The organism is Gordonia polyisoprenivorans, assembly GCF_017654315.1.
GTDB lineage: Bacteria > Actinomycetota > Actinomycetes > Mycobacteriales > Mycobacteriaceae > Gordonia > Gordonia polyisoprenivorans_A.
The window spans coordinates 4,772,469-4,796,918 of record NZ_CP072203.1 but is presented as its reverse complement, the minus strand read 5'-3'; the positions used below and the strand labels follow the sequence as shown (position 1 = coordinate 4,796,918).

Genomic DNA, 24,450 nt, shown 5'->3' with positions numbered 1-24,450 from the left:
GCATCGCGACGACGGTGCCGACATCTATGAGGAGGAGCACCATGAATCTCGATGGAGCAGTTAACGTCGACGTCGAATCAGGCTTGGCCACAGCACAATCGGTCTCGCAGATCGTCGACGACATGCAGGGGGTGATCAGGCAGATCGCCACCGCCGCATCGACGGGCGTGTCCAGCTGGAACGGCCGGGCGTCCAACGCATTCGACAACATCCACACCGACTGGAACTCGTCGGCGACGGCGCTCAACGCCGCGCTCGACGACATCCGCACCCAGCTGACCGCAGGTTTCAGCGGCTACGACGACCAGGATTCTCAGGCCGCGGGTGGCTTCGGTGCCGAGGGGCCGCTGCGTCTGTAGGCCCGGTCGCACCGGCGCAACCCCGCCACCGACCTCGTCGACCACCGCTGAGCTCGACCACCGCTGTGCTCGACCACCGCTGTGCTCGACCATTACCGAGCTCGACCACTACCGGGCTCGACCACTACCGGGCTCGGCATATCTGATCACGACCTCATCTGACCGAAAGGACTTCCCATGTCCGGGAGAATCAAGTACGACTTCGGCGCCCTCGGCGACCTCGAAGGGGGACTGAACGCCCAGTTCGGCCGCCTCGAAGAACTGGCGTCCCAACTGAAATCGCAAGTCGCCGCGCTCGATGGCAACTGGCGTTCGCCCGATGCGAAGCAGGCCTACGACGCCGCCCAGCAGAACTGGGACCGCGTGTTCACCCAGGCCCGCGACCAGCTGCTCGGCATCCAGCGCGGCGTCACCAATGCGCGGACGGTGATGAACGAGACCGACACCTCGATCGCACGCGGCTTCGGCGGGCTGGTCTAGCCCTCCGAGACCGGCCCGGCCCACACCTTCGGTGCCGCGGGGGCTCCGGCACCGAAGGTGCCCGTCGGCGCCGGTGATCTCGGCCGTGTCGATGGTGGTGTCACCGCGGGCGGTGATGCCCTAGAGTTCGCGATGTTCGCACGTCGTGCCGGGTTCCCGGCGAATGGGAGGATCAGCTCGTGTCCGCCGAAGGTTCCAAGAAAGCGATCGTCGCCGCCCTGGCCGCCAATGCCGGTATAGCGATCGCCAAGTTCGTCGGTTTCGCCGTCACCGGCTCGTCGTCGATGCTCGCCGAGGGCGTGCACTCGGTCGCCGACACCGCCAACCAGGGTCTATTGCTACTCGGGCAACGACGAGCCGCCCGCAGGGCCGATCGGCTGCATCCTTTCGGGTACGGACGCGACCGATACTTCTACTCGTTCATCGTCGCGCTCGTGATCTTCGCTCTCGGTTCGCTTTTCGCGCTCTACGAGGGTGTCGAGAAGATCATTCACGCCCACGACCACGGGCTCGAGTCGCCGCTCGTCGCGGTTGTCATCCTGCTCGTCGCGATCTGCCTGGAGAGCTACAGCTTCGCCACCGCATTCCGCGAGTCGCGGCCGTTGAAGGGGTCGGCGAGCTGGTGGCGGTTCATCCGCAACTCGCGCAACCCCGAACTGCCCGTCGTCCTGCTCGAGGACAGCGGAGCCCTCATCGGTCTCGTCCTCGCCCTCGGCGGCGTCGGCTTGACGATGGCGACCGGGGATGCGATCTGGGACGGCATCGGGACGGTCTGCATCGGGGTGTTGCTGGGGGTCATCGCGATCGTGCTCATCGTGGAGATGAAGAGCCTGCTGATCGGGGAGGGCGCCACCGAATCCGAGGAGTCCGCGATCATGGCAGCGCTCGCCACCGACGGCGTCGACCGTGTCATCCACATCAAGACCCAGTACCTCGGCCCGGAGGAGATGCTGGTGGCCGCGAAGATCGCGATGCCGCCGAACGCCGACCTGCAGACCGTGGCCCGAACCATCGACGCCGCCGAGACCAGGGTGCGTGCCGCGGTACCGCAGGCCCGCATCATCTACCTCGAACCCGACATCGACCGCAGCGATCCGCCGGCCCGATCCGCACCGAAATCCCGGTAAGTCGTGATCGCGTCGATTAGCGTCTAGCCCACCGCAACCAGTCGGCACCGTGGTGGTCGTTCTCGCCGATCGGCTCGAACCGCACACGGCTGCACCAACAAAGAGAGGTCGAGGCGAATGGCCAACCCGCTGACCCGGGTCAAGTCCGTCGAGCAATCCATGGCCGACACCGACGAGCCCGGACACCAACTGCGCAAGAACCTGACCTCATGGGACCTGATGGTCTTCGGGGTGTCGGTGGTCATCGGCGCAGGTATCTTCACCATCACCGCGACCACCGCGGGCAACAAGGCCGGCCCGGCCATCTCACTGTCATTCATCATGGCCGCCATCGCCTGCGCCCTGGCCGCCCTGTGTTATGCCGAATTCGCCTCGACCGTGCCGGTCGCCGGATCGGCATACACCTTCGGCTATGCGACCTTCGGCGAGTTCCTCGCGTGGATTCTCGGCTGGGATCTGATCCTGGAGTTCGCGGTGGGCGCCTCGGTGGTGTCCAAGGGCTGGTCGTCCTACCTGGGCAGCGTGTTCGGATTTTCCGGCGGCACAGCCGATGTCGGGTCGGTGACGATCGACTGGGGAGCGATGATCATCGTCGCCGTGGTGACCGCACTGCTGGTACTCGGCACCAAACTCTCCTCACGGGTCAGCGCCGTCATCACGGCCATCAAGGTGGCCGTGGTGCTGCTGGTGATCGTCGTCGGGTTCTTCTACGTCAAGTCCGCCAACTTCAGCCCCTTCATCCCGCCCTCGGAAAGCGGTGCCGGCGCCGAGAAGTCGGTCGACTCGTCGCTGTTCTCGTTGATCACCGGCGGCGGCGAGAGCTCCTACGGCTGGTACGGGGTACTGGCGGCGGCATCGATCGTCTTCTTCGCGTTCATCGGATTCGACGTGGTCGCCACCACCGCCGAGGAAACCCGCAACCCGCGCCGCGACGTTCCCCGCGGAATCCTCGGATCGCTGGCGATCGTCACCGTCCTCTACGTCCTGGTGACCATCGTGGTGACCGGAATGGTCAGCTACACCCAGCTCGCCACCAGCGCCGGTGACGGCAAACCCAAGAACCTGGCCACGGCGTTCGCGCTCAACGGGGTGACGTGGGCGGAGAAGACCATTGCCATCGGCGCTCTCGCCGGTCTGACGACCGTCGTGATGGTCCTGATGCTCGGCCAGTCGCGGGTGTTGTTCGCGATGTGCCGCGACGGGCTGCTGCCCCGCGGTCTGGCCAAGACGCATCCGCGTTTCGGTACCCCGGCCCGGCTCACCCTGCTGATCGGACTGGTGGTGTTCATCGTCGCCGGCTTCTTCCCGATCGACAAACTGGAGGAGATGGTCAACGTCGGGACGCTGTTCGCGTTCATCGTCGTGGCGGCGGGCGTTATGATCCTGCGCCGCACCCGGCCGGATCTCGATCGCGGCTTCACCGTTCCCGGCGGACCGATCATCCCGGTCCTGGCCATCCTGGCCTGCATCTGGTTGATGCTGAATCTGTCGGCGCTGACCTGGATTCGGTTCGTCATCTGGATGGTGATCGGGGTGGCCGTCTACTTCCTGTACGGCATGCGCCACTCGATGGTCGGCAAACGTGAACGCGGCGAGGTTGAGGGCGTCGACACCGTCGCCGCGGGTGCCGCGGCGTCCGGAGGTCCCGACCTGTCCAAGGAGTGATCTGCCCGGGGGGAGGGGCACCCGGTGGCGTGGCACGCGGCCCTCGACGCCCACGCCCCGCGGCCCGCTGACGGTGTCGGATAGCCTGGTCCTCAGATCTCTTCGTCGTGTCCCGGTGGGCGCACCCTGCGCCCGGCGGGACACGCGATGAGCCACACCGACTCCGAAGGGGACCAGATGACCATGGTGCAGAACGACGCACCGCAGGCAGACTCCATCAACGGCATCGACTTCAAGGTTGCCGATCTCTCGCTGGCCGACTTCGGCCGCAAGGAGATCGAACTCGCCGAACACGAGATGCCCGGCCTGATGTCGCTGCGGCGCGAATACGCCGAGGTCGCCCCGCTCAAGGGCGCACGGATCTCGGGGTCGCTGCACATGACCATCCAGACCGCGGTGCTCATCGAGACACTCGTGTCGCTCGGTGCGCAGGTCCGGTGGGCCTCGTGCAACATCTTCTCCACCCAGGACCACGCCGCCGCCGCAATCGTCGTCGGTCCGCACGGCACCCCCGACGAGCCCAAGGGCGTCCCGGTGTTCGCGTGGAAGGGCGAAACGCTCGAAGAGTACTGGTGGGCTGCCGAGCAGATGCTCACCTGGCCCGACGAACCCGCCAACATGATCCTCGACGACGGCGGCGATGCCACCATGCTGGTGCTGCGAGGTGCCGAATTCGAGAAGGCCGGGGTCGTTCCGCCCGCCGACGAGAACGATTCCGCCGAGTACAAGGTCTTCCTGGACCTGCTGCGGTCGAGTTTCGAGGCCGACAAGACCAAGTGGTCGAAGGTCGCCGAGTCGGTCAAGGGCGTCACCGAGGAGACGACCACCGGTGTGTTGCGGCTCTACCAGTTCGCCGCCGCCGGCGACCTGGCGTTCCCGGCGATCAACGTCAACGACTCGGTCACCAAGTCGAAATTCGACAACAAGTACGGCACCCGCCACTCGCTCATCGACGGCATCAACCGCGGTACCGACGTCCTCATCGGTGGCAAGAAGGTCTTGATCTGCGGGTACGGCGACGTCGGCAAGGGCTGCGCGGAATCGCTGGCCGGGCAGGGCGCACGCGTCCAGGTCACCGAGATCGACCCGATCAACGCCCTACAGGCGCTGATGGACGGCTTCGACGTGGTCACCGTCGAGGACGCGATCTCCGGGGCCGACATCGTCATCACCTCAACCGGTAACAAGGACATCATCCTGCTCGAGCACATGAAGCAGATGAAGAACCAGGCGATCCTGGGCAACATCGGGCACTTCGACAACGAGATCGACATGGCGGGTCTCGAGCGTTGCGGCGCCAAGCGGATCAACGTCAAGCCGCAGGTCGATCAGTGGATCTTCGACGACGGCCACTCGATCATCGTGCTGAGCGAGGGTCGGCTGCTCAATCTCGGCAATGCGACCGGTCATCCGTCGTTCGTGATGAGCAACAGCTTCTCCAACCAGGTCATCGCGCAGATCGAACTGTGGACCAAGAACGACGAGTACGACAACGAGGTCTACCGGCTGCCCAAGCATCTCGATGAGAAGGTCGCCAAGATCCACGTCGAGGCGCTCGGCGGCACGCTGACCAAGCTCACCAAGGAGCAGGCCGAGTACATCAACGTCGACGTCGAGGGCCCCTACAAGCCCGAGCACTACCGCTACTGAGGCGCACCCATCTCGACGAACGCTGCCCCGCTCGACACATCGAGCGGGGCAGCGTTTTTCGCTATTCGTCAGTATCGGGTTCTCGGTGTCCTCAGGCGGTGATGGCAGGCTCGGCGCCCGGGCAGTAGTACCAGGACGAGTTCTCGCGTTCGAAACTCACCGAGGCCTGCTGGCTGCTGCTGCGTTGCGATCCCACCTCGATGTGGGTCTGGATCGTCGACTGTGCCGTGTCGCCATTGACGGAGTTCACCCGCAGTTGTTCGAGCACCAGATTGCCCTGCTGGGTCGGCGCCTGCACCGACGATCGCGCCGCGCTGCAGACCGCGGCCTGCATCCCGGCGACGTTGCGGGCGTTGGCCGCGGCGATGTAGCGCTGCATCGCGTCGGCGATGGCATACGCGGTCGTCGGGTCGACCGCGGACGTGCCGTCGGTGTCCGGGGCGGACTGGGTCGGGGTGTCGGGTGCGGTGCTCGCGCCCCCGCCGTCAGGTGTGGACGGAGCGGTCGACGGCGCGCCGGTGGCGACCGTGGTGTCGGTGCTGCTGCCGGTGTTGACCACGATCAACGTCACCGCGAGTGCCACGATCACGACGACCGTGAGCACGCCGGCGCCGATGGCGACGAGCGCGCCGGTGTTACGCGGGCCACCCGGCGGACGTTGCCCGCCACCGGACATACCCGGCCCGAAGCCGCCACCGGGCCCGATCGGACCGGCGGGCCCGAAACCGCCACCGGGATGGCCACCCGTCGGGAATCCCGGGCTCGCAGGCGGACCGTACGCACCGGGCACCGAGTGAGGCGGCACCGAGTGAGGCGGCAACGGCTGAGCCGGTGCCTGCTGGTACGGAGGTGGCAATGGAGGTGAAAACGGTTGGGCGACCGAGGGTTGGGCCGCAAAGGGTTGCGACGGCGGTGCCGGTGGGAATGCGGCCGGTCCGGGCGCCGGTGACGGTGACGGTGCCTGCGGTGGCGGAGCCTGTCCGCCGGCTCCTTCGGCACCCTGGGTGGTCACCGGGTCGGCGGTCATCGGGTGGGTCGTCATCGTGCGGGTCGGCATCTGCGCGGGCGTCGGAGCCGGTCCCGCACCGGGAGTGGCCGGGCCGGCGGACTCCTCGGGCGTGGGTGCCGTCTGCGCGGGTTCCCGTGATGCATCGCCACCATGGGGCGGCGGATAGGTCATAAGTCTTCCTCGCGACGTGGGTGCAGCCAGGCTATCGGACCGCGTGCGGCGGCGTCGGCGCGCGTCATTCGGGTCGTCGACCCTCAGCCGAGCAGGTCGATCAGTGCCTCCGGGGCCGCGTCGGCGACCTCCGTCCACGGCGAGGCCCACTCCGACCGGGCCAGCTCGCGATACGTGGCATCGACGCGGCGTTGCAGATCCGCATCGCGCTCGTAGTGATCGCGGGGGCGTGTCGGGTCGCCGGCCGACCGCGCCTGCGCGCGACTCATCGCGACGTCGGCCGCCACGGCGAGGAACAGGGTGTGGTCGGGTCGGGGGAGGTCGAGGCGCCCGAATTCGAGGTCGTGCACCCATCGGACCACCTCACCGTCGGCGGGTTGCGCGAGACGCGCGGCACTGTAGGCGGCGTTCGACGCGACATAGCGGTCGGCGACGACGATGTCGTTGCTGTCGATCGCGGCCCGGATGTCCGGGGCCGCCGCCGATCGGTCGAGTGCGAACAGCAGGGCCATCGCATACACGCTCTCGCGTAGATCCCCGTGCTCGCCGTGGAGTGCCTCGGCCGCGATATCGGCGAACAACGACTGGTGATAGCGCGGGAAGGTGACCGTGGCCACGGCGACACCCCGCTCGCGCCATCGCTGAACCAGTCCGGTGACCAGCGTGTTCTTACCGGCGCCGTCGAGTCCCTCGACGGCGATGAGTCGACCCACCTTGTGCTCCTGTGTGATTGACCGGTTGCCTGTGCGGCTGCGACATCGGCGTCGGCACCGCGTGTCCGCGTGACCACTCTGCCCGGACGGTGCCGACCGTCGGCGCTCGGGCGTCACGAACGCGCGGCGCGTCGATCACGGCCGGATGGTCACAACAGTGTCACCATTGTCTTCATGAAGCCACGGATCCTCGTCGTCGATGATGATGCCGCGCTCGCCGAGATGCTCACGATCGTGTTGCGCGGCGAGGGGTTCGAGCCGTTCGTGGTGGGTGATGGGACCCAGGCGTTGACCGCTGTCCGCGAGATCCGCCCCGATCTGGTGTTGCTCGACCTGATGTTGCCGGGAATGAACGGTATCGACGTCTGCCGGGTACTGCGGGCCGACTCCGGGGTTCCGATCGTGATGCTGACCGCCAAGTCCGACACCGTCGATGTGGTGCTCGGTCTGGAGTCGGGCGCCGACGACTACATGGTCAAACCCTTCAAGCCCAAGGAACTCGTCGCCCGGGTGCGTGCTCGACTGCGCCGCACCGACGAAGAGCCCGCGGAACTGCTGTCGATCGGGCCGGTCGAGATCGACGTTCCCGCGCACAAGGTCACCCGCGACGGCGTTCCGATCTCCTTGACGCCGCTCGAGTTCGACCTGCTCGTCGCGCTGGCCCGCAAGCCCCGACAGGTGTTCACCCGCGACGTCCTGCTCGAGCAGGTGTGGGGTTATCGGCACCCGGCCGACACTAGACTCGTCAACGTGCATGTTCAGCGGTTACGCGCGAAAGTCGAGACCGACCCGGAGAACCCGGAGGTCGTTCTGACGGTGAGGGGGGTCGGCTACAAGGCCGGCCCGCCGTGATCGGTCGCAACAGACGACGCGTCAACAGCACCTTCGGACGGCTCACCCGCACGGCGAGCGCGATAGCTTCGGTCTTCGGCCGGATCTGGCGGCGCTCGCTGCAATTGCGGGTCGTGGTCTCGACGTTGGTGCTGTCTTTCGTCGTGCTCCTGATCCTCGGATTCGTGCTGATGAGTCAGATCACCGACCGGTTGCTCGACGTGAAACTGACTGCGGCGACCGAGGAGATCGAGCGCGCCCGCATATCGGTGGAACGCGATCTCGCCAGCGGCGACGGCAACATGTCGGTGCAGAATCGGCTGCGCCAGACCCGGTCGTTGCTCACCGACCGGGACATCGACAGCGGGCAGTCGTCGGGCAACGTCGGCACCTTCGACACCGTGCTGCTGGTGCCCGGTACCGGCGCCGACGGTAGCTCGACCGGCGTCGGACCGGTCTCCGAGATCCCTCGGAACCTGCGCGACATGGTGCAGGGCGGTCAGATCGCCTACCAGTACTCCTCGGTGGCCAACTCGACCGGCGGCCAGGAACCCGCGCTCATCATCGGCTCACCCACCAATGCCTCCGTGCCGGGGCTCGAGTTGTACCTCGTCGTCCCGTCGACCACCGAGAACAGCACCGTCGACCTGGTTCGCGGCACCTTGCTGACCGGTGGTGTGGTGTTGCTCGGCCTGCTGGCGGCGATCGCCTGGCTGGTGTCGAGACAGGTGGTCATCCCGGTGCGCTCGGCGTCGAGGATCGCCGTCCGATTCGCCGACGGTCGACTCAAGGAACGCATGCCGGTCCGCGGTGAGGACGACATGGCACGGCTGGCCATGTCGTTCAACGACATGGCCGAGAGCCTGTCCAAGCAGATCACCCACCTCGAGGAGTTCGGCGGGTTGCAGCGGCAGTTCACCTCCGACGTCAGCCACGAGTTGCGGACGCCGCTGACCACCGTCCGGATGGCCAGTGACGTGCTCTACGAGGGCCGCGACGAGCTCGATCCGGTGCGCCGCAGATCCGTGGAACTGCTGGACAAGGAACTCGACCGCTTCGAGACGCTGCTCAACGAGCTGTTGGAGATCTCCCGACACGACGCGGGCATGGCCGAGCTGGCCGCCGAACGAATGGACATGGCGATCCCGATCGACGCCGCGCTCTCGACGGTGTCGCGCCTGGCCGAGGAGACCGGTACCGAACTGATCCTCGATCTCCCGGCCGAGCCGGTCCTCGCCGAGATCGACCCGCGCCGGGTCGAACGCATTCTGCGCAACCTGCTGGCCAACGCGATCGACCACGGCGAACGCAAACCCGTGACATTGTCGATGCGCTCCGACGGCGACGCCGTGGCGATCACGGTACGCGATCAGGGCATCGGCCTTCGTCCAGGAGAGGAGAAGTTGGTGTTCAACCGCTTCTGGCGCTCCGATCCGTCGAGATTCCGCCGGTCCGGCGGCACCGGGCTGGGCCTGGCGATCAGCATCGAGGACGCCCGGCTGCATCAGGGCCGGCTCGAGGCGTGGGGCGAACCCGGCCAGGGCGCGTGCTTCCGGCTGACCCTGCCCCTGGTGCGCGGACACAAGGTGCTCGGCTCGCCGTTGCCCCTCAAACCAGTCGGCACGAGCAAGGTCAAGAGCGTCGCCAAACCCGCCCGCGTCGAGGGGGCCGTCGGTGGTGAGTGAACATCGGCCGGCCGGGACGAGATCGGTCGGGGCGAGATGGCGCCTGCTGGCGCCGGTCCTGTGCATCGTCGCGGCCCTGCTCGCGGCCTGTGGCGGTATCCCCGACGATTCGCTGCCGCAACCGATCAGTTCCTTCGCCCGCGAGGGACCGACCAACGCGGTGCCGGCGCCCCAGCCCGACATGGACCCCGAGGCGCTGGTGCGCGCGTACCTGAAAGCCACCGCGGCACCCTCCGACGCGCACGCCGCGGCCCGCAAATTCCTTGCCCCGGTGACCGCGGCGCAATGGGACGAGCGCGGTGACGCGATCATCCTCGACGACATCAACACCTACGTCGACCAGCGCAGCCCGACCGCTGTGAGGATGCGCCTCGTCGGCGACAACGTGGGCGTCCTTAAGCCCGACGGTCATCTGCTGCCGGCGACCGGTCAGGTGGAGACCACCCTGACGCTGGCGCGGGTGGGCAATCAGTGGCGCATCGACGGCACCCTGCCCGATCGAACGATGATCGACCGCAACCAGTTCGAGGTCAGCTATCGCTCGGTGTCGGTGTACTACACCGACCGGACGCGATCGCACCTCGTGCCGGACCCGAGGTGGCTCTACGGCGGTACCGATTCGGACCCGACGACGCTGGTGAACACCCTCATCGACGGGCCGGCCGACGACCTGGCCGCCGCGGTCGATTCCGGTTTTCCGAGTGGGTCGGCGTTGCGGGGTCCGGTCACACCGGTGGCCGGGGGAGGGGTGCGCGTCGAACTGACCGGCATCGGCAGTCCGTCCACCCGGGATCGCACGCTGCTCGCCGCGCAGATCATCTGGACCCTCAGCGGAGCCGACATCGGCGGCCCGTACGTGATCAACGCCGACGGTGCACCGCTGGTCGGCGACCGGGCCGCGGGCTGGCAGACGACCGACGTGCGGTCCTTCGATCCGAACGTGCCGCCGACATCGGCCGTGGGGCTCAACATCATTCGCAATGGAGCGATGTCGCGGGTCATCGACAACGGCACCGTGCCGGTATCGGGTTCGCTCGGCGCCGGAACCTCGGTACGGTCGGCGTCGATCTCTCCGGACGGATCGCGGGTGGCCGCGGTGCTCGCCGCCGGCGGCCCCGACCCGAGGCTGAACCTGGCGGTCGGCGACTACGGCGGGTCGCCGACGACGATCACCTCCGGCTTGTCGATCACCCGCCCGTCCTTCGGCCCGGAGAACGAGCTGGTCTGGGCCGTCGTCGACGGGCGGCCCGTCGAGTGGATCGGCAACGATCCCGGCGGTGCCCGCATCGCCGAGATCGACGCCGGAGCGGTCGCCGCACTGGTGCGCGGGCCGATCACCGAGTTGCAGGTCGCCCCCGACGGGGTGCGGGTCGCGATGATCGTGTCCGGGCAGGTGGTGTTCGCGGTGCTCGCGACCAACGCCGACGGGCAACTCACGCTCGCGCAGCCGATGATCGCCGCCTACAACATCGGAAACCGCGCGGTCTCGCTGGACTGGGCGTCGCCGACCACCGTGATGGTCGCCCGGGACGCGACCGACTCCCCGGTGGTGCAGGTGTCGATCAGCGGGACCCCGGCCGTCGGCCTGCTCAGCGGCAATGTCTCGCCCCCAGTCACCGCGGTCGTCGCCAACCCGACGACCGTCTACATCGCCGACCAGCGTGGTGTGTTGCGTCTCGGCAGCACCAACGGTCAGGCCGACGAGTACTGGACCGAGGTCGAACCGGCGATGACACCGGGGACCATCCCGGTCATCCCCTGACGCGACCGCTGTTGTGACGCAGGGTATTTCAGGCCCCGGCGAGGACCACGACCGCGCCGATCCCGATTCCGTGGGTGCGGCACACCCGCACCGATTCGGCGGCCGTGGCGCCGGTGGTGAGTACGTCGTCGACGAGGATCGCCGCACCCGCAGGACAGTGCGCATCGGCTCGCAGTCGGATGCTGCCGCGGAGGTTCGCGCGCCGCTCGCGCGCGTCGAGCCCCGACGAGTCGCGGGTGGTCATCGCCGTGGTCAGCAATGGCCGCACCCGGGTGCGGGGGCCCAGATGTGCGGCGGCGACGCCGGCGACGGCCGTCACCGGGTCGCCGCCCCGACGCCGGGCCGCGAGTGGGCGGGTCGGTGCCGGGATCAGATGCAGCCGCGCGGCGTCGGGCAGCTCGCCCCAGCGCGCCAGCGTGATCACCGTGTCGGCCAGCGCCCGTCCGAGAGGTGTGACGAGGTCACGCCGCCCGTGTTCTTTCATCGCGATGATCGAGGCGCGCAACGGTCCCCGGTAGCGGCCCACCGACCACACCGGGAGCCCGATGGACACCCGCGGATGCAATTCGAGGGGTGCGTCGGCGACCTTCGCCGCGCAGTCGGGACACCAATCGCGTCCGGGGCGCCCGCAACCGCCGCACGTGCGCGGCAGGACGAGGTCGGCGCCCTCGACGCCCACCCGTCCCAGGCCCGTGGCGAGGACCGAGAAGAGGGAGGCCACCGGGCGGGACGGGGGTGTGCTCACCCGTCGAGCGTGGCATCGGATCTCTCGGACGTCCCGTCCGCGTGGGCGTGTGCCCGTCGCCACCGTGGGCGGGTTCGGGTCTGTGGAGTGCCGGTCGTCGCGCTCCCGGGTGGGCCGTTGGTCCCGACTTCGGTGACCGCGACGTGACGCACTGATCAGAAACGTGGCCGCGCTGCGAACATCCGACTACGGTCAGAGGTACAAGAGGTTGATTGGTCATCGCAGGAGCGCACAACCGCTCCGCGCCGGGAGGTGAGGCCAGTGCACATGGGTGCCGACCGTCGGTCGGTACTGACTCGGTTCCTGCTCTGCGATTCTTGAGTCGACATCGAAGGATCCATCCGAAATCATTGAGCGCCAACTTCTTTGACATTCCTCTTGGGCGCATGTGATTGGTGGACCCCGTGTTCGGCACCTCGAGGTCGAAAAGCACTTTCCAGGAGGTAGTTCCATGTCATCTGTCATCCACCGCAAGGGCCAGCGCGAATCCAAGGTCGCCGCGGTCGACGACATCGACAACCAGTCCGCGTTCGTCATCCCACCGGGAACGGTGGAGTCCGACGAACCCGCCGAGCCCGACGCCAAGGTGGCGTTCAGCGGCCGCAACGTCGAAATACCCGAGCATTACCGGATCTTCGTCGGCGACAAGCTCGCCCGACTCGAACGCTACGATCCGACCATTTTCCGCTTCGACGTCGAGCTGAACCACGAACGCAATCGCCGCCAGTCCAAGGTCTGTCAGCAGGTGGAACTCACCGCGATGGGCAAGGGCCCGGTGGTGCGCGCACAGGCGTGTGGCGAGAATTTCTACTCGGCACTCGAGTCGGCACTGGACAAGATCGAGTCGCGACTGCGTCGGGTCAAGGACCGCCGCAAGGTGCACTACGGCAACCGCCGCCCCTTGTCGGTGGCCGAGGCCACCGAGGTCGGGGCGCCCCGCCTGCGTGACAACCAGCTGTCGGTTGATGCGGGCCCGTCGCCCGAGGGTGCCGAACAGTCGGCCGAACAGCAGTGGGATGACGGTGTCGCCGAACGCACGCCCGGTCAGGTGGTCCGCGTCAAGGAGCACCCCGCGGTGCCGATGACCGTCGATGACGCGCTCTACGAGATGGAGCTCGTCGGGCACGACTTCTTCCTGTTCCACGACAAGGAGAGCGACAAGCCGTCGGTGGTCTACCGACGCCACGCCTTCGACTACGGGCTGATCCGGCTCGCCTGACCGGCGAACCTGTCGAGTCCGTCGGCGGGGCGGTGCGGACGATACGTCCGTACCGCCCCGCCGCGCGTCGGCGCCGAATCGGTCACCCCCGACCCCCGATGCGGCCGATCAGATCTTCTTCAGGCGGCCTCGGTACGATGGACGGCGGCCTGTGCGCTGCACGGGCCGTGGTTGGACGTCGACATGAGTAAGGGACTCGATCAACGGTGCTGAACAAGCTGCTGCGCATCGGCGAAGGCCGGATGGTCAAGCGACTCGATGCCATCGCATCGCACGTCGAGACATTGTCCGACGAGGTCGAGGCGCTCGGCGACGACGATCTGCGGGCCAAGACCGACGAGTTCAAGGAGCGTTACGCCGAGGGCGAGACGCTCGAAGAACTGTTGCCCGAGGCGTTCGCGGTGGCCCGCGAGGCGGCCTGGCGCGTTCTCGACCAGAAACACTTCCACGTCCAGATCATGGGTGGCGCGGCGCTGCACTACGGCAATATCGCCGAGATGAAGACCGGTGAGGGCAAGACCCTCACCTGTGTGTTGCCCGCCTACCTCAATGCCATCTCCGGCGACGGCGTCCACGTCGTCACCGTCAACGACTATCTCGCCAAGCGCGACGCCGAGTGGATGGGCCGGGTGCACCGGTTCCTCGGCCTCGAGACCGCGGTCATCCTGACCGGGATGTCGCCGGATCAGCGCCGCGAGGCCTATGCCGCCGACATCACTTACGGCACCAACAACGAGTTCGGCTTCGACTACCTGCGCGACAACATGGCGCACTCCCTCGAGGAGCTGGTGCAGCGCGGCCACAACTTCGCGATCGTCGACGAGGTCGACTCGATCCTCATCGACGAGGCGCGTACCCCGCTGATCATCTCCGGGCCGACCGAGGGATCGAGCAAGTGGTACGTCGAATTCGCCCGCATCGCACCGCTACTCGAGCGTGACGAGCACTACGAGGTCGACATCAAGAAGAAGACCATCGGTGTGCACGAGGCCGGCGTGGAGTTCGTCGAGGACCAGCTGGGCATCGACAACCTCTACGAGGCGGCCAACTCGCCGCTGGTGAGCTACCTCAACAACGCCATCAAGGTCAAAGAACTGTTCCACCGCGACAAGGACTACATCGTCCGCAACGGTGAGGTCCTCATCGTCGACGAGTTCACCGGTCGCGTGCTCGACGGTCGCCGGTTCAACGAGGGTCTGCACCAGGCCATCGAGGCCAAGGAAGGCGTCGAGATCAAGGCCGAGAACCAGACGCTGGCCACGATCACGCTGCAGAACTACTTCCGCATGTACGACAAGCTCGCCGGCATGACGGGTACCGCCGAGACCGAGGCCGCCGAGTTCGACCAGATCTACAAACTGGGCGTGCTCCCGATCCCGACCAACAAGCCGATGATCCGCAAGGACCAGGGCGACCTGATCTACAAGACCGAGGAGGCCAAGTTCTCCGCGGTGGTCGACGACATCACCGAGCGCCACGAGATCGGCCAGCCGGTGTTGATCGGTACCACCAGCGTCGAGCGCTCGGAGTACCTCTCGCGCCAGCTCAGCAAGCGCGACATCCCGCACACCGTGCTGAACGCGAAATTCCACGAGCAGGAAGCCCAGATCGTCGCCGAGGCCGGCCGGATCGGCGCGGTCACCGTCGCCACCAACATGGCCGGTCGTGGTACCGACGTCGTGCTCGGCGGCAACCCCGACATCATCGCCGACACCCGCCTGCGCAAGGCGGGCCTCGACCCGGTGTCGACTCCCGACGAGTACGAGGCCGCGTGGGAAGAGGCGATCGAGACCGCGCGGGCGGCCGCGGCCGACGAGGCCGAGCAGGTCCGCGAGGCAGGCGGCCTATATGTTCTCGGCACCGAACGACACGAGTCGCGTCGCATCGACAACCAGCTGCGCGGCCGCTCCGGTCGACAGGGCGATCCGGGGGAGTCCCGGTTCTATCTCTCGCTCGGAGACGAGTTGATGCGCCGGTTCAACGGCGCCGCGCTCGAGTCGATCATGAACCGGGTGAACCTGCCCGACGACGTGCCGATCGAGGCGAAGATGGTCACCAAGGCCATCCGCAGCGCGCAGACCCAGGTCGAGCAGCAGAACTTCGAGGTCCGCAAGAACGTCCTCAAGTACGACGAGGTGATGAACGAGCAGCGCAAGGTCATCTACGCCGAGCGCCGCACCATCCTCGAGGGCTCCGACCACCGGGAACAGATCCTGGAGATGGTCGCCGAGGTCGTCGGCGCATACGTCGACGGAGCGACCTCCGAGGGTTATGCCGAGGACTGGGATCTCGACGAGCTGTGGTCGGCGTGCCGGGCGCTCTACCCGATCGAGCTCGATCCCAAAGAGGTCGTCGGCGAGAACGAGTACGGCGAGCGTGACGACATCTCCGCCGAGGAGCTCAAGGAGATCCTCATCGCCGACGCGCAGGCCGCCTACGAGAAGCGCGAGGCGCAGATCACCGAGGTCGCCGGCGAGGGCGCGATGCGTCAGCTCGAGCGGACGATCCTGTTGTCGGTGCTCGACCGAAAGTGGCGCGACCACCTCTACGAGATGGACTACCTGCGTGAGGGCATCCACCTGCGGTCGATGGCCCAGCGAGACCCGGTCGTGGAGTATCAGCGCGAGGGCTTCGACATGTTCAGCGGCATGCTCGAGGGACTGAAGGAAGAGACCCTGCAGTTCCTGTTCAACGTGCAGGTGCAGACCGAGGCCCCGCCCGTTCCCGCGCCCGCCGCGGCCTCACTGCGCCAGCCGGCTCCCGCGCTGGCCGGTGCCGCGACCGGAGCGTCGAGCCAGGCGCCGCCCGCACTGCGGGCGGTCGGTGACGGCGTGCCCGACGACGGTGGCCCCGATGTCTCGGCGATGACGTTCTCCGGGCCCGACGAGGGCGGTGGCGAGGTCAGCCACAGCGAGGCCGAGGAACTCGAGGACCCGGCGATCGTGTCGGCGTCCCGGCGTGAGCGTCGCGCCGCGGCCCGCGCCCAGACGAAGACCTCCCGACCCCCGAAGGCCAAGAAGAAGCGTCGGTAGGCGGCCGCCGAAAAAAACTTCGGACGAAGTGGAACCGGAGCGCCCTGCGGTGCGTCCGATTTCCATGACCACAACCCTCACCGCCACCGCTCCCGCCGACGCTCCCGTTCGCGCAGGGGCTCAAGTCCCCGTTCGCGCCGTGGCCGATACGCCCGTCGACCATCTACGCGTCGTCGCAGCACCCGCCTACGAGCCGGTCGGGGAGCCGAGCCGGGCGACCGACGGGCCGCTGGTGACCGCACCGCTCGGTACGCCGCCGGTCCGACGACCCGAGCCGGTGGCGGTACCGGCGGGGACGGTCGAGGCACGCCGCGTTGCCGCGCGGACCGTCACCGCTCTGCTCGAGGTCCTCGACCGGCGGCGTCCGGCGGCACACCTGGAGACCGCGGTCTCCCCACAGCTCTACGAGCACATCGTCACCCTGCTGCGCCCCGACATCGCCCGGCCCGAGAACCGCGCCGCAGGAGTGAGCGCCCGCATACGACGGATCCACATCCAGATGTGTGATCCGTCGACGGCGGAGATCTTCGGCAGTTTCGAGCGGGGTCGCCGGGTTCGCGCTTTCGCCGGACGCATCGAACGCGTCCCGGTCCGGGTGCGCCAGGCCGGCCGGGTCCGATCGAGCCTTCCGGTTCGGGTCGAATACCGGTGGCGGCTGGCGACTTTGGAGATGAGCTGAGAGCAGGCGCTCAGCTCACGCCCGCACCGGACGGCGAGACCAAGATCTTCACCGCGGTTTCGTTGTGGTGCAACAGCGTGTCGAAGCCCTCGTCGAGAAGCTGGTCGAGTCCGATGCGCCCGGTGATGAAGGGTGCGAGATCGACCTTGCCCTCCTCGACGAGCCGGATGGTCGCCGGATGGCTGTTGACGTAGGCGATGGTGCCGCGCATGTCGATCTCCTTGAGCACCAGTTTCTGCATGTCGAGCGTCCCGGGATGACCCCAGATCGACACCACCACAAGGACTCCCGTCGGCTTGAGCGCATCGAAGAGGGTGTCGAGAGCCGGCTGCACCGAGGTGCATTCGAAGCCGACGTCGGCACCGCGACCGCCGGTGAGATCCCGGACGACCTCGACCACGTCCTGCGTCGACGGGTCGACGATGTGGTCACCGACGCCGGTGTCACGAGCCTTCTCCCGGCGCAGCCGGCTCGGCTCGCTGACGATCGTGGTGATGCCCTCGGCCTTGCACACCGCCGCGGTGAGCAGACCGATCGGGCCGGCTCCGGTGATCAACGCGACGTCCCCGGCACCGGCGCCGCTGCGCTGCACCGCATGGAATCCCACCGACAGGGGTTCGATCAACGCCGCCTGGTCGAGGGGAATGTCCTTGGACACCTTGTGGACCCAGCGTCGCTCGACGACGATCTTCTCGCCGAGGCCACCACCGCGACCACCGAGCCCGATGAAATTCATGTCGGCCGAGAGGTGATAGTTGTGGCTGTCCGGGCCGGTGTCGACACCGTCGGCGATGATGTAGGGCTCCACGACGACGTGATCGCCCGGCGCGAGGTCCTCGACGCCGTCGCCGACCGCCGACACCACACCCGACATCTCGTGTCCCAGCGTGATCGGCGCGCTTTCGCCGCTGATCGGCTGAGGGTGTCCCGACGGCGGGATGAAGATGGGTCCGTCGGCGTACTCGTGCAGGTCGGTCCCACAGATCCCGCACCACGCCACATCGATGGCGACGGTGCCGGGCTCGACGGCGGGCTCGTCGATGTCCTCGATCCGGATGTCCCCCCGGTCGTAATAGCGTGCTGCGCGCATCATCAACTCCGTTCTTCTCCGGTGCCGGCGGACCGTCGTGGTCGTCGGTTCCTCGCCGGGCACTCTGGCATCGAGTGAAGAACCGAGCGCCCACGTCGGGCAACAGTTGCCGAGGGGTTGCACCCCCAGGCCTTACGATCATCGATGTGGCCAATCGGTTGTCCCCGCGCGAGGCGATGTACTACTTCCTGGATCCGACGGGCGCGACCAGCCATCTGGGGGCGCTGCTGATCTTCGACGATGCCGGCCCGCCCGCCGGGGCCGCGGCCGACGGCGCGCGTCACATCCTCGACTATCCCTCGCTGGTGTCGTTGGTGGAGAACCGGTTACAGCTCGCGCCGCGCTACCGGCAGATCGTTCTGCCGGTGACGATGGGTCTGGCGCGGCCGGTGTGGGTCGACGATCACGACTTCGACATCAACTTCCACATCCGCCGCTCCGGGCTGCCCCGCCCGGGCACTCTGACCGAACTCGGCGATCTGATCGCCCGCGTGATGTCGCGCCCGCTGGATCGGTCGCGACCGCTCTGGGAGATGTATCTGATCGAGGGGCTCGAGGGCAACGGCTATGCGGTGCTCACCAAGAGCCATCGGTGTCTCGTCGACGACTTCGCCGGACCCGAGATCAGTCAGGTGATCACCGACGAGACCGCCGAGGTGGTGCAGTACGAGCCGGACCTGTGGATGCCCGGGCACCCACCCGGTGCGACGTCTTTGGCGATCGGTGCGCTCGCCGAGGCGGTGTCGCGGCCGGGGGAGTTCATCGACTCGGTCGTCACCGGCAACGGCGTCGTCGGTGGTGTCCGCACGGTCGTCGACTCCACGGTGCGACGTATCGGCGATCTGATCGGCGAGGTGACCGACTCGGCGCCACAGAGTCCGCTGAACTCGCCGGGTAGTTCGTCGCAGATGTTCGCGGTGTCCTCGGTGCCTCGCCGCGACTGCGCGAAGATCGCCGAGCACCATCGTTGCACCGTCAACGATGTGGTGCTCGCGATCGTCAGCGGCGTGATGCGCCGGTGGTTGCTGTCCTTCGACGTCGCCGCTCCCATCACCGACACGGTGCGCGTCGAGATCCCGCTGTCGACCCGGGATCCGGGGATGGCGCCGGATGCCGAGCGGGATTCCACGTGGATCGATGTGGGTGCCCCGGGCTTCGTGACGGATCTGCCCGTGGGAGAGGACAATCCGAAGGTGCGGCTCTCACAGGTCGCCGCGCTCGCCGATCGCTACGCCCAATCGTCGCGCCGGGTGACGCTCGGTCCGCGGCCACTGCTTCCCGACCTCGGCATGGTGCCGTTCCCGGAATTCAGCTCGTGGGCGTTCCGGTCGCTCGGTACCCGCGGCTACAACATCCCCCTGTCCATCACCAGCTCGCCGGTGTCGGATCGGTATGTCTTGGGGCGCAAGGTGAGTGCGGTGCATGCGGTGCCGGGGTTGATCGCCGGACACGCGTTGTCGATCGGGGTGGTGGAGTACCGCGACCGGTTGAACTTCGCGTTCACCGCAGACCGCGGCGTCATCGGTGATCTGCCCGCGCTCGCGGGCTACGTCGCCGAGTCGTTCGAGGAATTGCTGGGGGCGCAATGAGTGGGCGAGATCGCGCGATCACGCCGACCGCCGTCGGCCAGTAGGGTGAGCGCGTGCAGAAGCGAAGGACTCATCGATGAGGGTGTACTTTCCGGCGACGTTGACGATGCTGATGGAACTCGACGAGTCGGGTGAGTTCCGGCCGGTCGGCGGGACGGGATTCGCGCTGACCCCGGCCTTGCGCGAATCGTTCCTGTCCGGCGACGACGAGGAACTCGCCGAGGTCGCGATGCGTGAGGCCGCGCGGGCGTCGCTGCGGCTGCTCGCCGGTGAGGCCCCAGAACCCGGCGACGCCCACGCCGATGCCGAACTCGCCGCCGATGCGGCCGGCACCAAGCCCGGTGTCACCCCGAAGCTGCCACCACGTCGGGCGGTCGTCGCCGCCGACGTCGAGAACCCCACCCTGCATCCCGAACTCGACGCCGCCGTCGTCCGTGCCGCCGGACCGATCCCGCGCTCGGCCGTCGCCTCGGTGCATGTCGACGGGGCCGACGCCGAGGCCGCGGTGCGCAACGCCGTCGTCGTCATCGACGCCGCCGATCTCGGTGACGAGGACGCCGAACTCGCCGTCGGTGACGTCGATGATCACGACCTGGGGTGGTATGCCACCCAGGAGCTGCCGTTCCTGCTCGAACTGCTCTGAATCCCCCGGGTCCGAGAACCCGGGGTGGCCACGGGGTATCGCCCTCTCGGACCGTAACCTACGCTCCCGTAGGTTACGGTGGTCCGGTGAGCGGATCGACGAGTTCGAGGATGGGCGTCATGAAATTCAGGGCTGGGGGAATCAGGGTCCGGGACATCCGGGAACGATTCGAGGAGCCGGTGTCGGGGATCGCCGCCCGGACCAGGGGCGGGCAGTGGATTCGTGCTGCTGTTGCCCGGGTGACCACCCCGCTGCTGCCCGACGACTATCTGCATCTGGCCAATCCGCTGTGGTCGGCGCGCGAGCTGCGCGGCAAGATCGTGTCGGTCACCGCCGAGACCGAGGACTCGGCGACCATCCGTATCCGTCCCGGATGGGGATTCTCCTTCGACTACGCGCCCGGTCAGTACATCGGCATCGGTGTCCTCGTCGACGGGCGGTGGACCTGGCGCTCCTACTCGCTGACCTCGGTCCCCGACACGACGCGCGACGAGGGGACCATCGCCATCACCGTCAAGGCGATGCCGGAGGGCTTCCTGTCTTCGCATCTGGTCAATGGCCTGACGCCGGGCACCGTCGTGCGGTTGGCGGCGCCGCAAGGTGAATTCGTGCTCCCGCAACCACTTCCGGACAAGATCTTGTTCGTCACGGCCGGCAGTGGCATCACGCCGATCATCTCGATGCTGCGCACCATGGCCCACCGCCACCAGCGCACCGACATCCGGCTCATCCATTCCACCCCGACGCCCGCGGATCTCCTCTTCGGCGACGAACTGTCGCGGTTGCACGCCGACGGCGTCATCGATCTGCACATCCAATACACCCGGACCGACGGCAAGGTGACCCCGGACTCGCTGACCGCGCTCTGCCCGGATTGGACGCAGCGGCAGACGTGGGCGTGCGGCCCGGGTGCCTTCCTCGACATGGTTTCTGGTGTGTTCGCCGACGGCCATGCCGATCTGCTGCACATCGAACGGTTCGCGCTCGAGCGGGGCGTGGTGGGTGCGGTCGGCGGAACGGTCACCTTCGGTCGTTCCGGGCGGACCGAGGAGGTCGACGGCGCCACGACACTGCTCGAGGCAGGGGAGTCGGCAGGGGTACTCATGCCGTTCGGGTGCCGCATGGGCATCTGTCAGAGCTGTGTGGTGATGCTCGACCGCGGATGCGTTCGCGATCTGCGGTCGGGTGTCGAACACGTCGAGGGTGAACGTATCCAGACCTGCGTCAGCGCGGCCGCGGGGGACTGCACCCTCGACGTCTGACACCGGCCGCGTCGACGCCCGCCGACGAGGCGGGACACGGTCGATCGGGCGCAAACATCGCCCCGTCGTCGCAGACCCGTTAGGCTCGAACACGGCTGCTGTCGACCACGGAGGAGATCCGCGTGCGAGCCGAAGTGTCCCGACTGTCCGAAACGACCGAGGTTCCGGTCTGCTCCGACGGGGTGGTCACCCTGCGGGCACACCGGAGTGACGACATCGATCGCGTGGTCGGTTACGCCACCGACCCGCTGACCATGCGCTGGGCGCGTATGCCCTCGCCCTACGGCCGCTCCGATGCCGAGCGTTTCATCGACGGGGCTCTGCGAGGGTGGGATGACGGCGATTCCATGACCTGGGCGATCGAGCACGAGGGGCGATTCGCAGGCAGTGTCGAGCTGCAGGGCGCCGGGCGGATCGTCGAGGTCGGATTCGTCCTGCATCCCGATGCCCGGGGAGCGGGTCTCGCGCGCCGGGCGGTGGTGCTCGCGATGACGTATGCAGCCGCCGAACGCGACGTGGAGGTCGTGCGGTTCCACGCCGCCGAGGGCAATCTGGCGAGTCTTCGGGTCGCGCACGCCGCCGGGTTCACCCTGCTCGCGCGCCTGCCCGACTGGCTCGAGATGAACAGCCGCGTCGTCGACGCGTGGTGTGCCAAGTGGCATGCCGGCGACGACTTCGCACCGAAATCGCGGTGGCACGCCACCACCTTCGACACCGAGCGATTCCGGTTGCGCCCGCTGGCCGAGAAGGACGACGAGCGTATCCGCGAGACCCTCGACGACCCGATCTCGCGCAAATACCTCTTCGAGCGCCCCGATCCGCTGTCGGTCGAACATGCGGCAGTCGAACGCACCCGGAAGTGGTGGACCGCCGCGTGCGGGAGCACCTGCACCTGGGCGGTCGCCGATCAGGAGACCGACGAATACATGGGCGACATCTCGATCTTCGCGATCGACGACGTCACCGGCGCCGAGATCGGCTTCTACACGCATCCGGCGTCGCGTGGCAAAGGTGTTCTGGGAGAAGCATTCCCGGCGGCGGTGCGCCACATCTTCGACGTCCTCGACATCCGGCGGCTGACCATGTTCGCAGCGGCCTCCAATGAGGGCAGCCGGGCGCTCGCCCGTAACGCCGGCTTCACCGAGTTCGGCACCCAGCCCCTGGCGGCGAGTTCCGACGGCCATATCGAGGATCTCGTCGGATACGAACTCCTGCGGGAGAACTGCACACTCTGAGCGGTCCCGACCCAGGTCGCACCGATGTCTGTTTCACCAAGGCTGGACACCTCGCGCCCAGTAACCTACGCTGTCGTAAGTTACGGAAACGTAGCCGTAGGCGGGAGTAGCTTGTCCCGGCCGCGGCGTGAGGTGAGAGGAATCCATGGCGATCACCGACATCCCCGAATACGCCCACCTGTCCGAGTCCGACGTCGAAGCCCTCGGCGCCGAACTCGATGCCATCCGGGCCGACATCGAGGCGGCGCGCGGTGAGCGTGACGCCCGCTACATCCGCAACACCATCCGCTTCCAGCGTGGCCTCGAGCTCGCCGGCCGGACGATGATCGCCGGCTCGCGCAACCGCGGGCTGTGGTGGGCGGGCGCGGCCACGCTCGGCGTTGCCAAGATCGTGGAGAACATGGAGCTCGGGCACAACGTGATGCACGGGCAGTGGGACTGGATGAACGATCCCGAGGTGCACTCGACCACCTGGGAGTGGGACAACACCGATCCCTCGGCGCATTGGAAGCACACCCACAACTACATCCATCACAAGTACACCAACGTGCTCGGCATGGACGACGACGTGGGCTACGGGCTGCTGCGCGTGACGCGCGATCAGCGATGGCAGCCGTTCTACCTGGGCAACCTGGTGTACAACGCCCTGCTGGCGCTGTTGTTCGAATACGGTGTTGCCGCACAGCATCTCGAGCTCGGCAAGAAGCGCCGTACCCCCGAGGCCAAGGAACAGTTCCGCCGGGATCTGGCCGATGTGGGCCGCAAGGTGGGCCGCCAGCTCGCCAAGGACTACGCCGTGCAGCCGACGCTGGTCGCCGCGGCAGCCCTGGCGTTCGGCGGCGACAAGCGCGATGCCGCAACGGCTTTCCGCAAGGCGGCGACCGCCGACGCGATGGCCAACGTCATCCGCAACGTGTGGACCAACGCCGTCATCTTCTGCGGGCACTTCCCGGACGGCGCCGAGAAGTTCACCAAGCAGGACGTCGACTCCGAGACGCAGGCGCAGTGGTATCTGCGACAGATGTTGGGCAGCGCCAACTTCCGGTGCGGTCCCGTGCTGGCGTTCATGAGCGGCAACCTCTCCTACCAGATCGAGCACCACATCTTCCCGGACCTGCCGAGCAATCGGCTCGCCGAGATCGCGGTGCGAGTGCGCGCGCTGTGCGAGAAGTACGATCTGCCCTACACCACCGGCTCGTTCCCGCTGCAGTACGCGAAGTCGTGGCGCACCATCGCCAAGTTGTCGCTGCCGGACAAATACCTCTCGGCAACCGCCGACGACGCACCCGAGACTGCGTCCGAACGTCGTTTCAAGCAAGGTCTGCCCGAGGGCACTCGACTGCACGCGACCGTCGACCCGTTGACCGGTCGGCGCCGCGGACTGCGCTCGGCGATCAAGTCCATGCGCGAGCGTCGGCGGACCCGAGTGGGACGATCGTCCCAGGTGGTGGAGCGTCGCGCGGCCTGAGGCGGGCTCCCCGTCTCGGCGCCGCAAGCGCATAAT

The 24,450-nt window shown here is 67.5% G+C and carries 20 protein-coding genes; 16 read left to right on the top strand and 4 right to left on the bottom strand.

The window, feature by feature from the left end; translation table 11 throughout:
• Window positions 1-41: 41 nt before the first annotated feature.
• The 5 genes from J6U32_RS21735 (at window position 42) to ahcY (ending at window position 5,281) form a co-directional block, all read left to right on the top strand.
• Window positions 42-359: a WXG100 family type VII secretion target gene (locus tag J6U32_RS21735; protein WP_208792099.1), complete on the top strand. Its 318-nt coding sequence runs from the start codon at window positions 42-44 to the stop codon at window positions 357-359.
• Between the two features lie 177 nt (window positions 360-536).
• A complete protein-coding gene (locus J6U32_RS21730) occupies window positions 537-839 on the top strand; it encodes a WXG100 family type VII secretion target (protein WP_208792098.1) in 303 nt (100 codons plus the stop codon).
• Window positions 840-1,018: 179 nt separating this feature from the next.
• Entirely contained in the window at window positions 1,019-1,966 is a 948-nt protein-coding gene (locus J6U32_RS21725) for a cation diffusion facilitator family transporter (protein ID WP_208792097.1), read from the top strand.
• A 117-nt stretch (window positions 1,967-2,083) separates the two neighbouring features.
• The gene (locus J6U32_RS21720; protein ID WP_208792096.1) at window positions 2,084-3,631 is read left to right on the top strand and encodes an APC family permease; all 1,548 of its coding nucleotides are present in this window, start codon (window positions 2,084-2,086) and stop codon (window positions 3,629-3,631) included.
• A gap of 177 nt (window positions 3,632-3,808) precedes the next feature.
• Window positions 3,809-5,281: an adenosylhomocysteinase gene (gene ahcY / locus J6U32_RS21715; protein WP_208796268.1), complete on the top strand. Its 1,473-nt coding sequence runs from the start codon at window positions 3,809-3,811 to the stop codon at window positions 5,279-5,281.
• Between the two features lie 91 nt (window positions 5,282-5,372).
• On the opposite strand, the gene J6U32_RS21710 is transcribed toward ahcY, so the two are convergent.
• A complete protein-coding gene (locus tag J6U32_RS21710) occupies window positions 5,373-6,461 on the bottom strand; it encodes a hypothetical protein (RefSeq protein WP_208792095.1) in 1,089 nt (362 codons plus the stop codon).
• 83 nt (window positions 6,462-6,544) lie between these two features.
• Window positions 6,545-7,174 carry a dTMP kinase gene (locus tag J6U32_RS21705; RefSeq protein WP_208792094.1) on the bottom strand — a complete coding sequence of 210 codons (630 nt, stop codon included), beginning with the start codon at window positions 7,172-7,174 and terminating at the stop codon, window positions 6,545-6,547.
• Window positions 7,175-7,348: 174 nt separating this feature from the next.
• Between J6U32_RS21705 and mtrA the strand changes: the two genes are divergently transcribed.
• From mtrA to lpqB, 3 genes are read left to right on the top strand one after another with little or no spacing between them, the layout of a single operon-like run.
• Complete coding sequence (gene mtrA, locus J6U32_RS21700) at window positions 7,349-8,026, top strand: MtrAB system response regulator MtrA (protein ID WP_004023513.1); 678 nt, start codon at window positions 7,349-7,351, stop codon at window positions 8,024-8,026.
• Window positions 8,023-9,690 carry an MtrAB system histidine kinase MtrB gene (mtrB, locus tag J6U32_RS21695; RefSeq protein ID WP_208792093.1) on the top strand — a complete coding sequence of 556 codons (1,668 nt, stop codon included), beginning with the start codon at window positions 8,023-8,025 and terminating at the stop codon, window positions 9,688-9,690. The genes mtrA and mtrB overlap by 4 nt, the downstream gene beginning before the upstream one ends.
• Window positions 9,680-11,452: an MtrAB system accessory lipoprotein LpqB gene (gene lpqB / locus J6U32_RS21690; RefSeq protein WP_208792092.1), complete on the top strand. Its 1,773-nt coding sequence runs from the start codon at window positions 9,680-9,682 to the stop codon at window positions 11,450-11,452. Before mtrB ends, lpqB begins: the two co-directional genes overlap by 11 nt.
• A gap of 28 nt (window positions 11,453-11,480) precedes the next feature.
• Here the strand turns inward: lpqB and J6U32_RS21685 are convergent, their stop codons facing one another.
• Complete coding sequence (locus J6U32_RS21685) at window positions 11,481-12,140, bottom strand: ComF family protein (RefSeq protein ID WP_208796266.1); 660 nt, start codon at window positions 12,138-12,140, stop codon at window positions 11,481-11,483.
• Between the two features lie 508 nt (window positions 12,141-12,648).
• Here J6U32_RS21685 and hpf point away from each other — a divergent pair.
• From hpf to J6U32_RS21670, 3 genes are all read left to right on the top strand, one after another.
• A complete protein-coding gene (gene hpf / locus J6U32_RS21680; protein WP_208792091.1) occupies window positions 12,649-13,416 on the top strand; it encodes a ribosome hibernation-promoting factor, HPF/YfiA family in 768 nt (255 codons plus the stop codon).
• A 206-nt stretch (window positions 13,417-13,622) separates the two neighbouring features.
• On the top strand, window positions 13,623-16,448 hold the full coding sequence (gene secA / locus J6U32_RS21675; protein WP_208792090.1) for a preprotein translocase subunit SecA: 2,826 nt from the start codon (window positions 13,623-13,625) through the stop codon (window positions 16,446-16,448).
• Window positions 16,449-16,512: 64 nt separating this feature from the next.
• The gene (locus tag J6U32_RS21670) at window positions 16,513-17,127 is read left to right on the top strand and encodes an Rv3235 family protein (protein WP_208792089.1); all 615 of its coding nucleotides are present in this window, start codon (window positions 16,513-16,515) and stop codon (window positions 17,125-17,127) included.
• A 10-nt stretch (window positions 17,128-17,137) separates the two neighbouring features.
• Here the strand turns inward: J6U32_RS21670 and J6U32_RS21665 are convergent, their stop codons facing one another.
• Window positions 17,138-18,217 carry a 2,3-butanediol dehydrogenase gene (locus J6U32_RS21665; protein ID WP_208792088.1) on the bottom strand — a complete coding sequence of 360 codons (1,080 nt, stop codon included), beginning with the start codon at window positions 18,215-18,217 and terminating at the stop codon, window positions 17,138-17,140.
• Window positions 18,218-18,363: 146 nt separating this feature from the next.
• On the opposite strand from J6U32_RS21665, the gene J6U32_RS21660 reads away from it, so the two are divergent.
• The 5 genes from J6U32_RS21660 to J6U32_RS21640 all read left to right on the top strand — a co-directional run bounded on the left by J6U32_RS21660 (window position 18,364) and on the right by J6U32_RS21640 (window position 24,414).
• Window positions 18,364-19,806, top strand: coding sequence for a wax ester/triacylglycerol synthase domain-containing protein (locus tag J6U32_RS21660; protein WP_208792087.1), 1,443 nt, complete (start codon window positions 18,364-18,366; stop codon window positions 19,804-19,806).
• 76 nt (window positions 19,807-19,882) lie between these two features.
• Window positions 19,883-20,449 carry a DUF6912 family protein gene (locus J6U32_RS21655; RefSeq protein ID WP_208792086.1) on the top strand — a complete coding sequence of 189 codons (567 nt, stop codon included), beginning with the start codon at window positions 19,883-19,885 and terminating at the stop codon, window positions 20,447-20,449.
• A gap of 119 nt (window positions 20,450-20,568) precedes the next feature.
• Window positions 20,569-21,711, top strand: a complete 1,143-nt coding sequence (locus J6U32_RS21650; protein WP_208792085.1) for a ferredoxin reductase — start codon at window positions 20,569-20,571, stop codon at window positions 21,709-21,711.
• Window positions 21,712-21,833: 122 nt separating this feature from the next.
• Window positions 21,834-22,946, top strand: coding sequence for a GNAT family N-acetyltransferase (locus J6U32_RS21645; RefSeq protein WP_208792084.1), 1,113 nt, complete (start codon window positions 21,834-21,836; stop codon window positions 22,944-22,946).
• Window positions 22,947-23,091: 145 nt separating this feature from the next.
• On the top strand, window positions 23,092-24,414 hold the full coding sequence (locus tag J6U32_RS21640) for a fatty acid desaturase family protein (RefSeq protein WP_208792083.1): 1,323 nt from the start codon (window positions 23,092-23,094) through the stop codon (window positions 24,412-24,414).
• The last annotated feature ends 36 nt before the right edge of the window (window positions 24,415-24,450 follow it).

What these genes read in the sequence shown, in the direction of transcription:
- J6U32_RS21735 (WP_208792099.1), top strand. Translation starts at nt 42, where the DNA reads ATGAATCTCGATGGAGCAGTTAACGTCGACGTCGAATCAGGCTTGGCC.
- J6U32_RS21730 (WP_208792098.1), top strand. Translation starts at nt 537, where the DNA reads ATGTCCGGGAGAATCAAGTACGACTTCGGCGCCCTCGGCGACCTCGAA.
- J6U32_RS21720 (WP_208792096.1), top strand. Translation starts at nt 2,084, where the DNA reads ATGGCCAACCCGCTGACCCGGGTCAAGTCCGTCGAGCAATCCATGGCC.
- ahcY (WP_208796268.1), top strand. Translation starts at nt 3,809, where the DNA reads ATGACCATGGTGCAGAACGACGCACCGCAGGCAGACTCCATCAACGGC.
- J6U32_RS21710 (WP_208792095.1), bottom strand. Translation starts at nt 6,461, where the DNA reads ATGACCTATCCGCCGCCCCATGGTGGCGATGCATCACGGGAACCCGCG.
- mtrA (WP_004023513.1), top strand. Translation starts at nt 7,349, where the DNA reads ATGAAGCCACGGATCCTCGTCGTCGATGATGATGCCGCGCTCGCCGAG.
- hpf (WP_208792091.1), top strand. Translation starts at nt 12,649, where the DNA reads ATGTCATCTGTCATCCACCGCAAGGGCCAGCGCGAATCCAAGGTCGCC.
- J6U32_RS21670 (WP_208792089.1), top strand. Translation starts at nt 16,513, where the DNA reads ATGACCACAACCCTCACCGCCACCGCTCCCGCCGACGCTCCCGTTCGC.
- J6U32_RS21665 (WP_208792088.1), bottom strand. Translation starts at nt 18,217, where the DNA reads ATGCGCGCAGCACGCTATTACGACCGGGGGGACATCCGGATCGAGGAC.
- J6U32_RS21655 (WP_208792086.1), top strand. Translation starts at nt 19,883, where the DNA reads ATGAGGGTGTACTTTCCGGCGACGTTGACGATGCTGATGGAACTCGAC.
- J6U32_RS21650 (WP_208792085.1), top strand. Translation starts at nt 20,569, where the DNA reads ATGAAATTCAGGGCTGGGGGAATCAGGGTCCGGGACATCCGGGAACGA.
- J6U32_RS21640 (WP_208792083.1), top strand. Translation starts at nt 23,092, where the DNA reads ATGGCGATCACCGACATCCCCGAATACGCCCACCTGTCCGAGTCCGAC.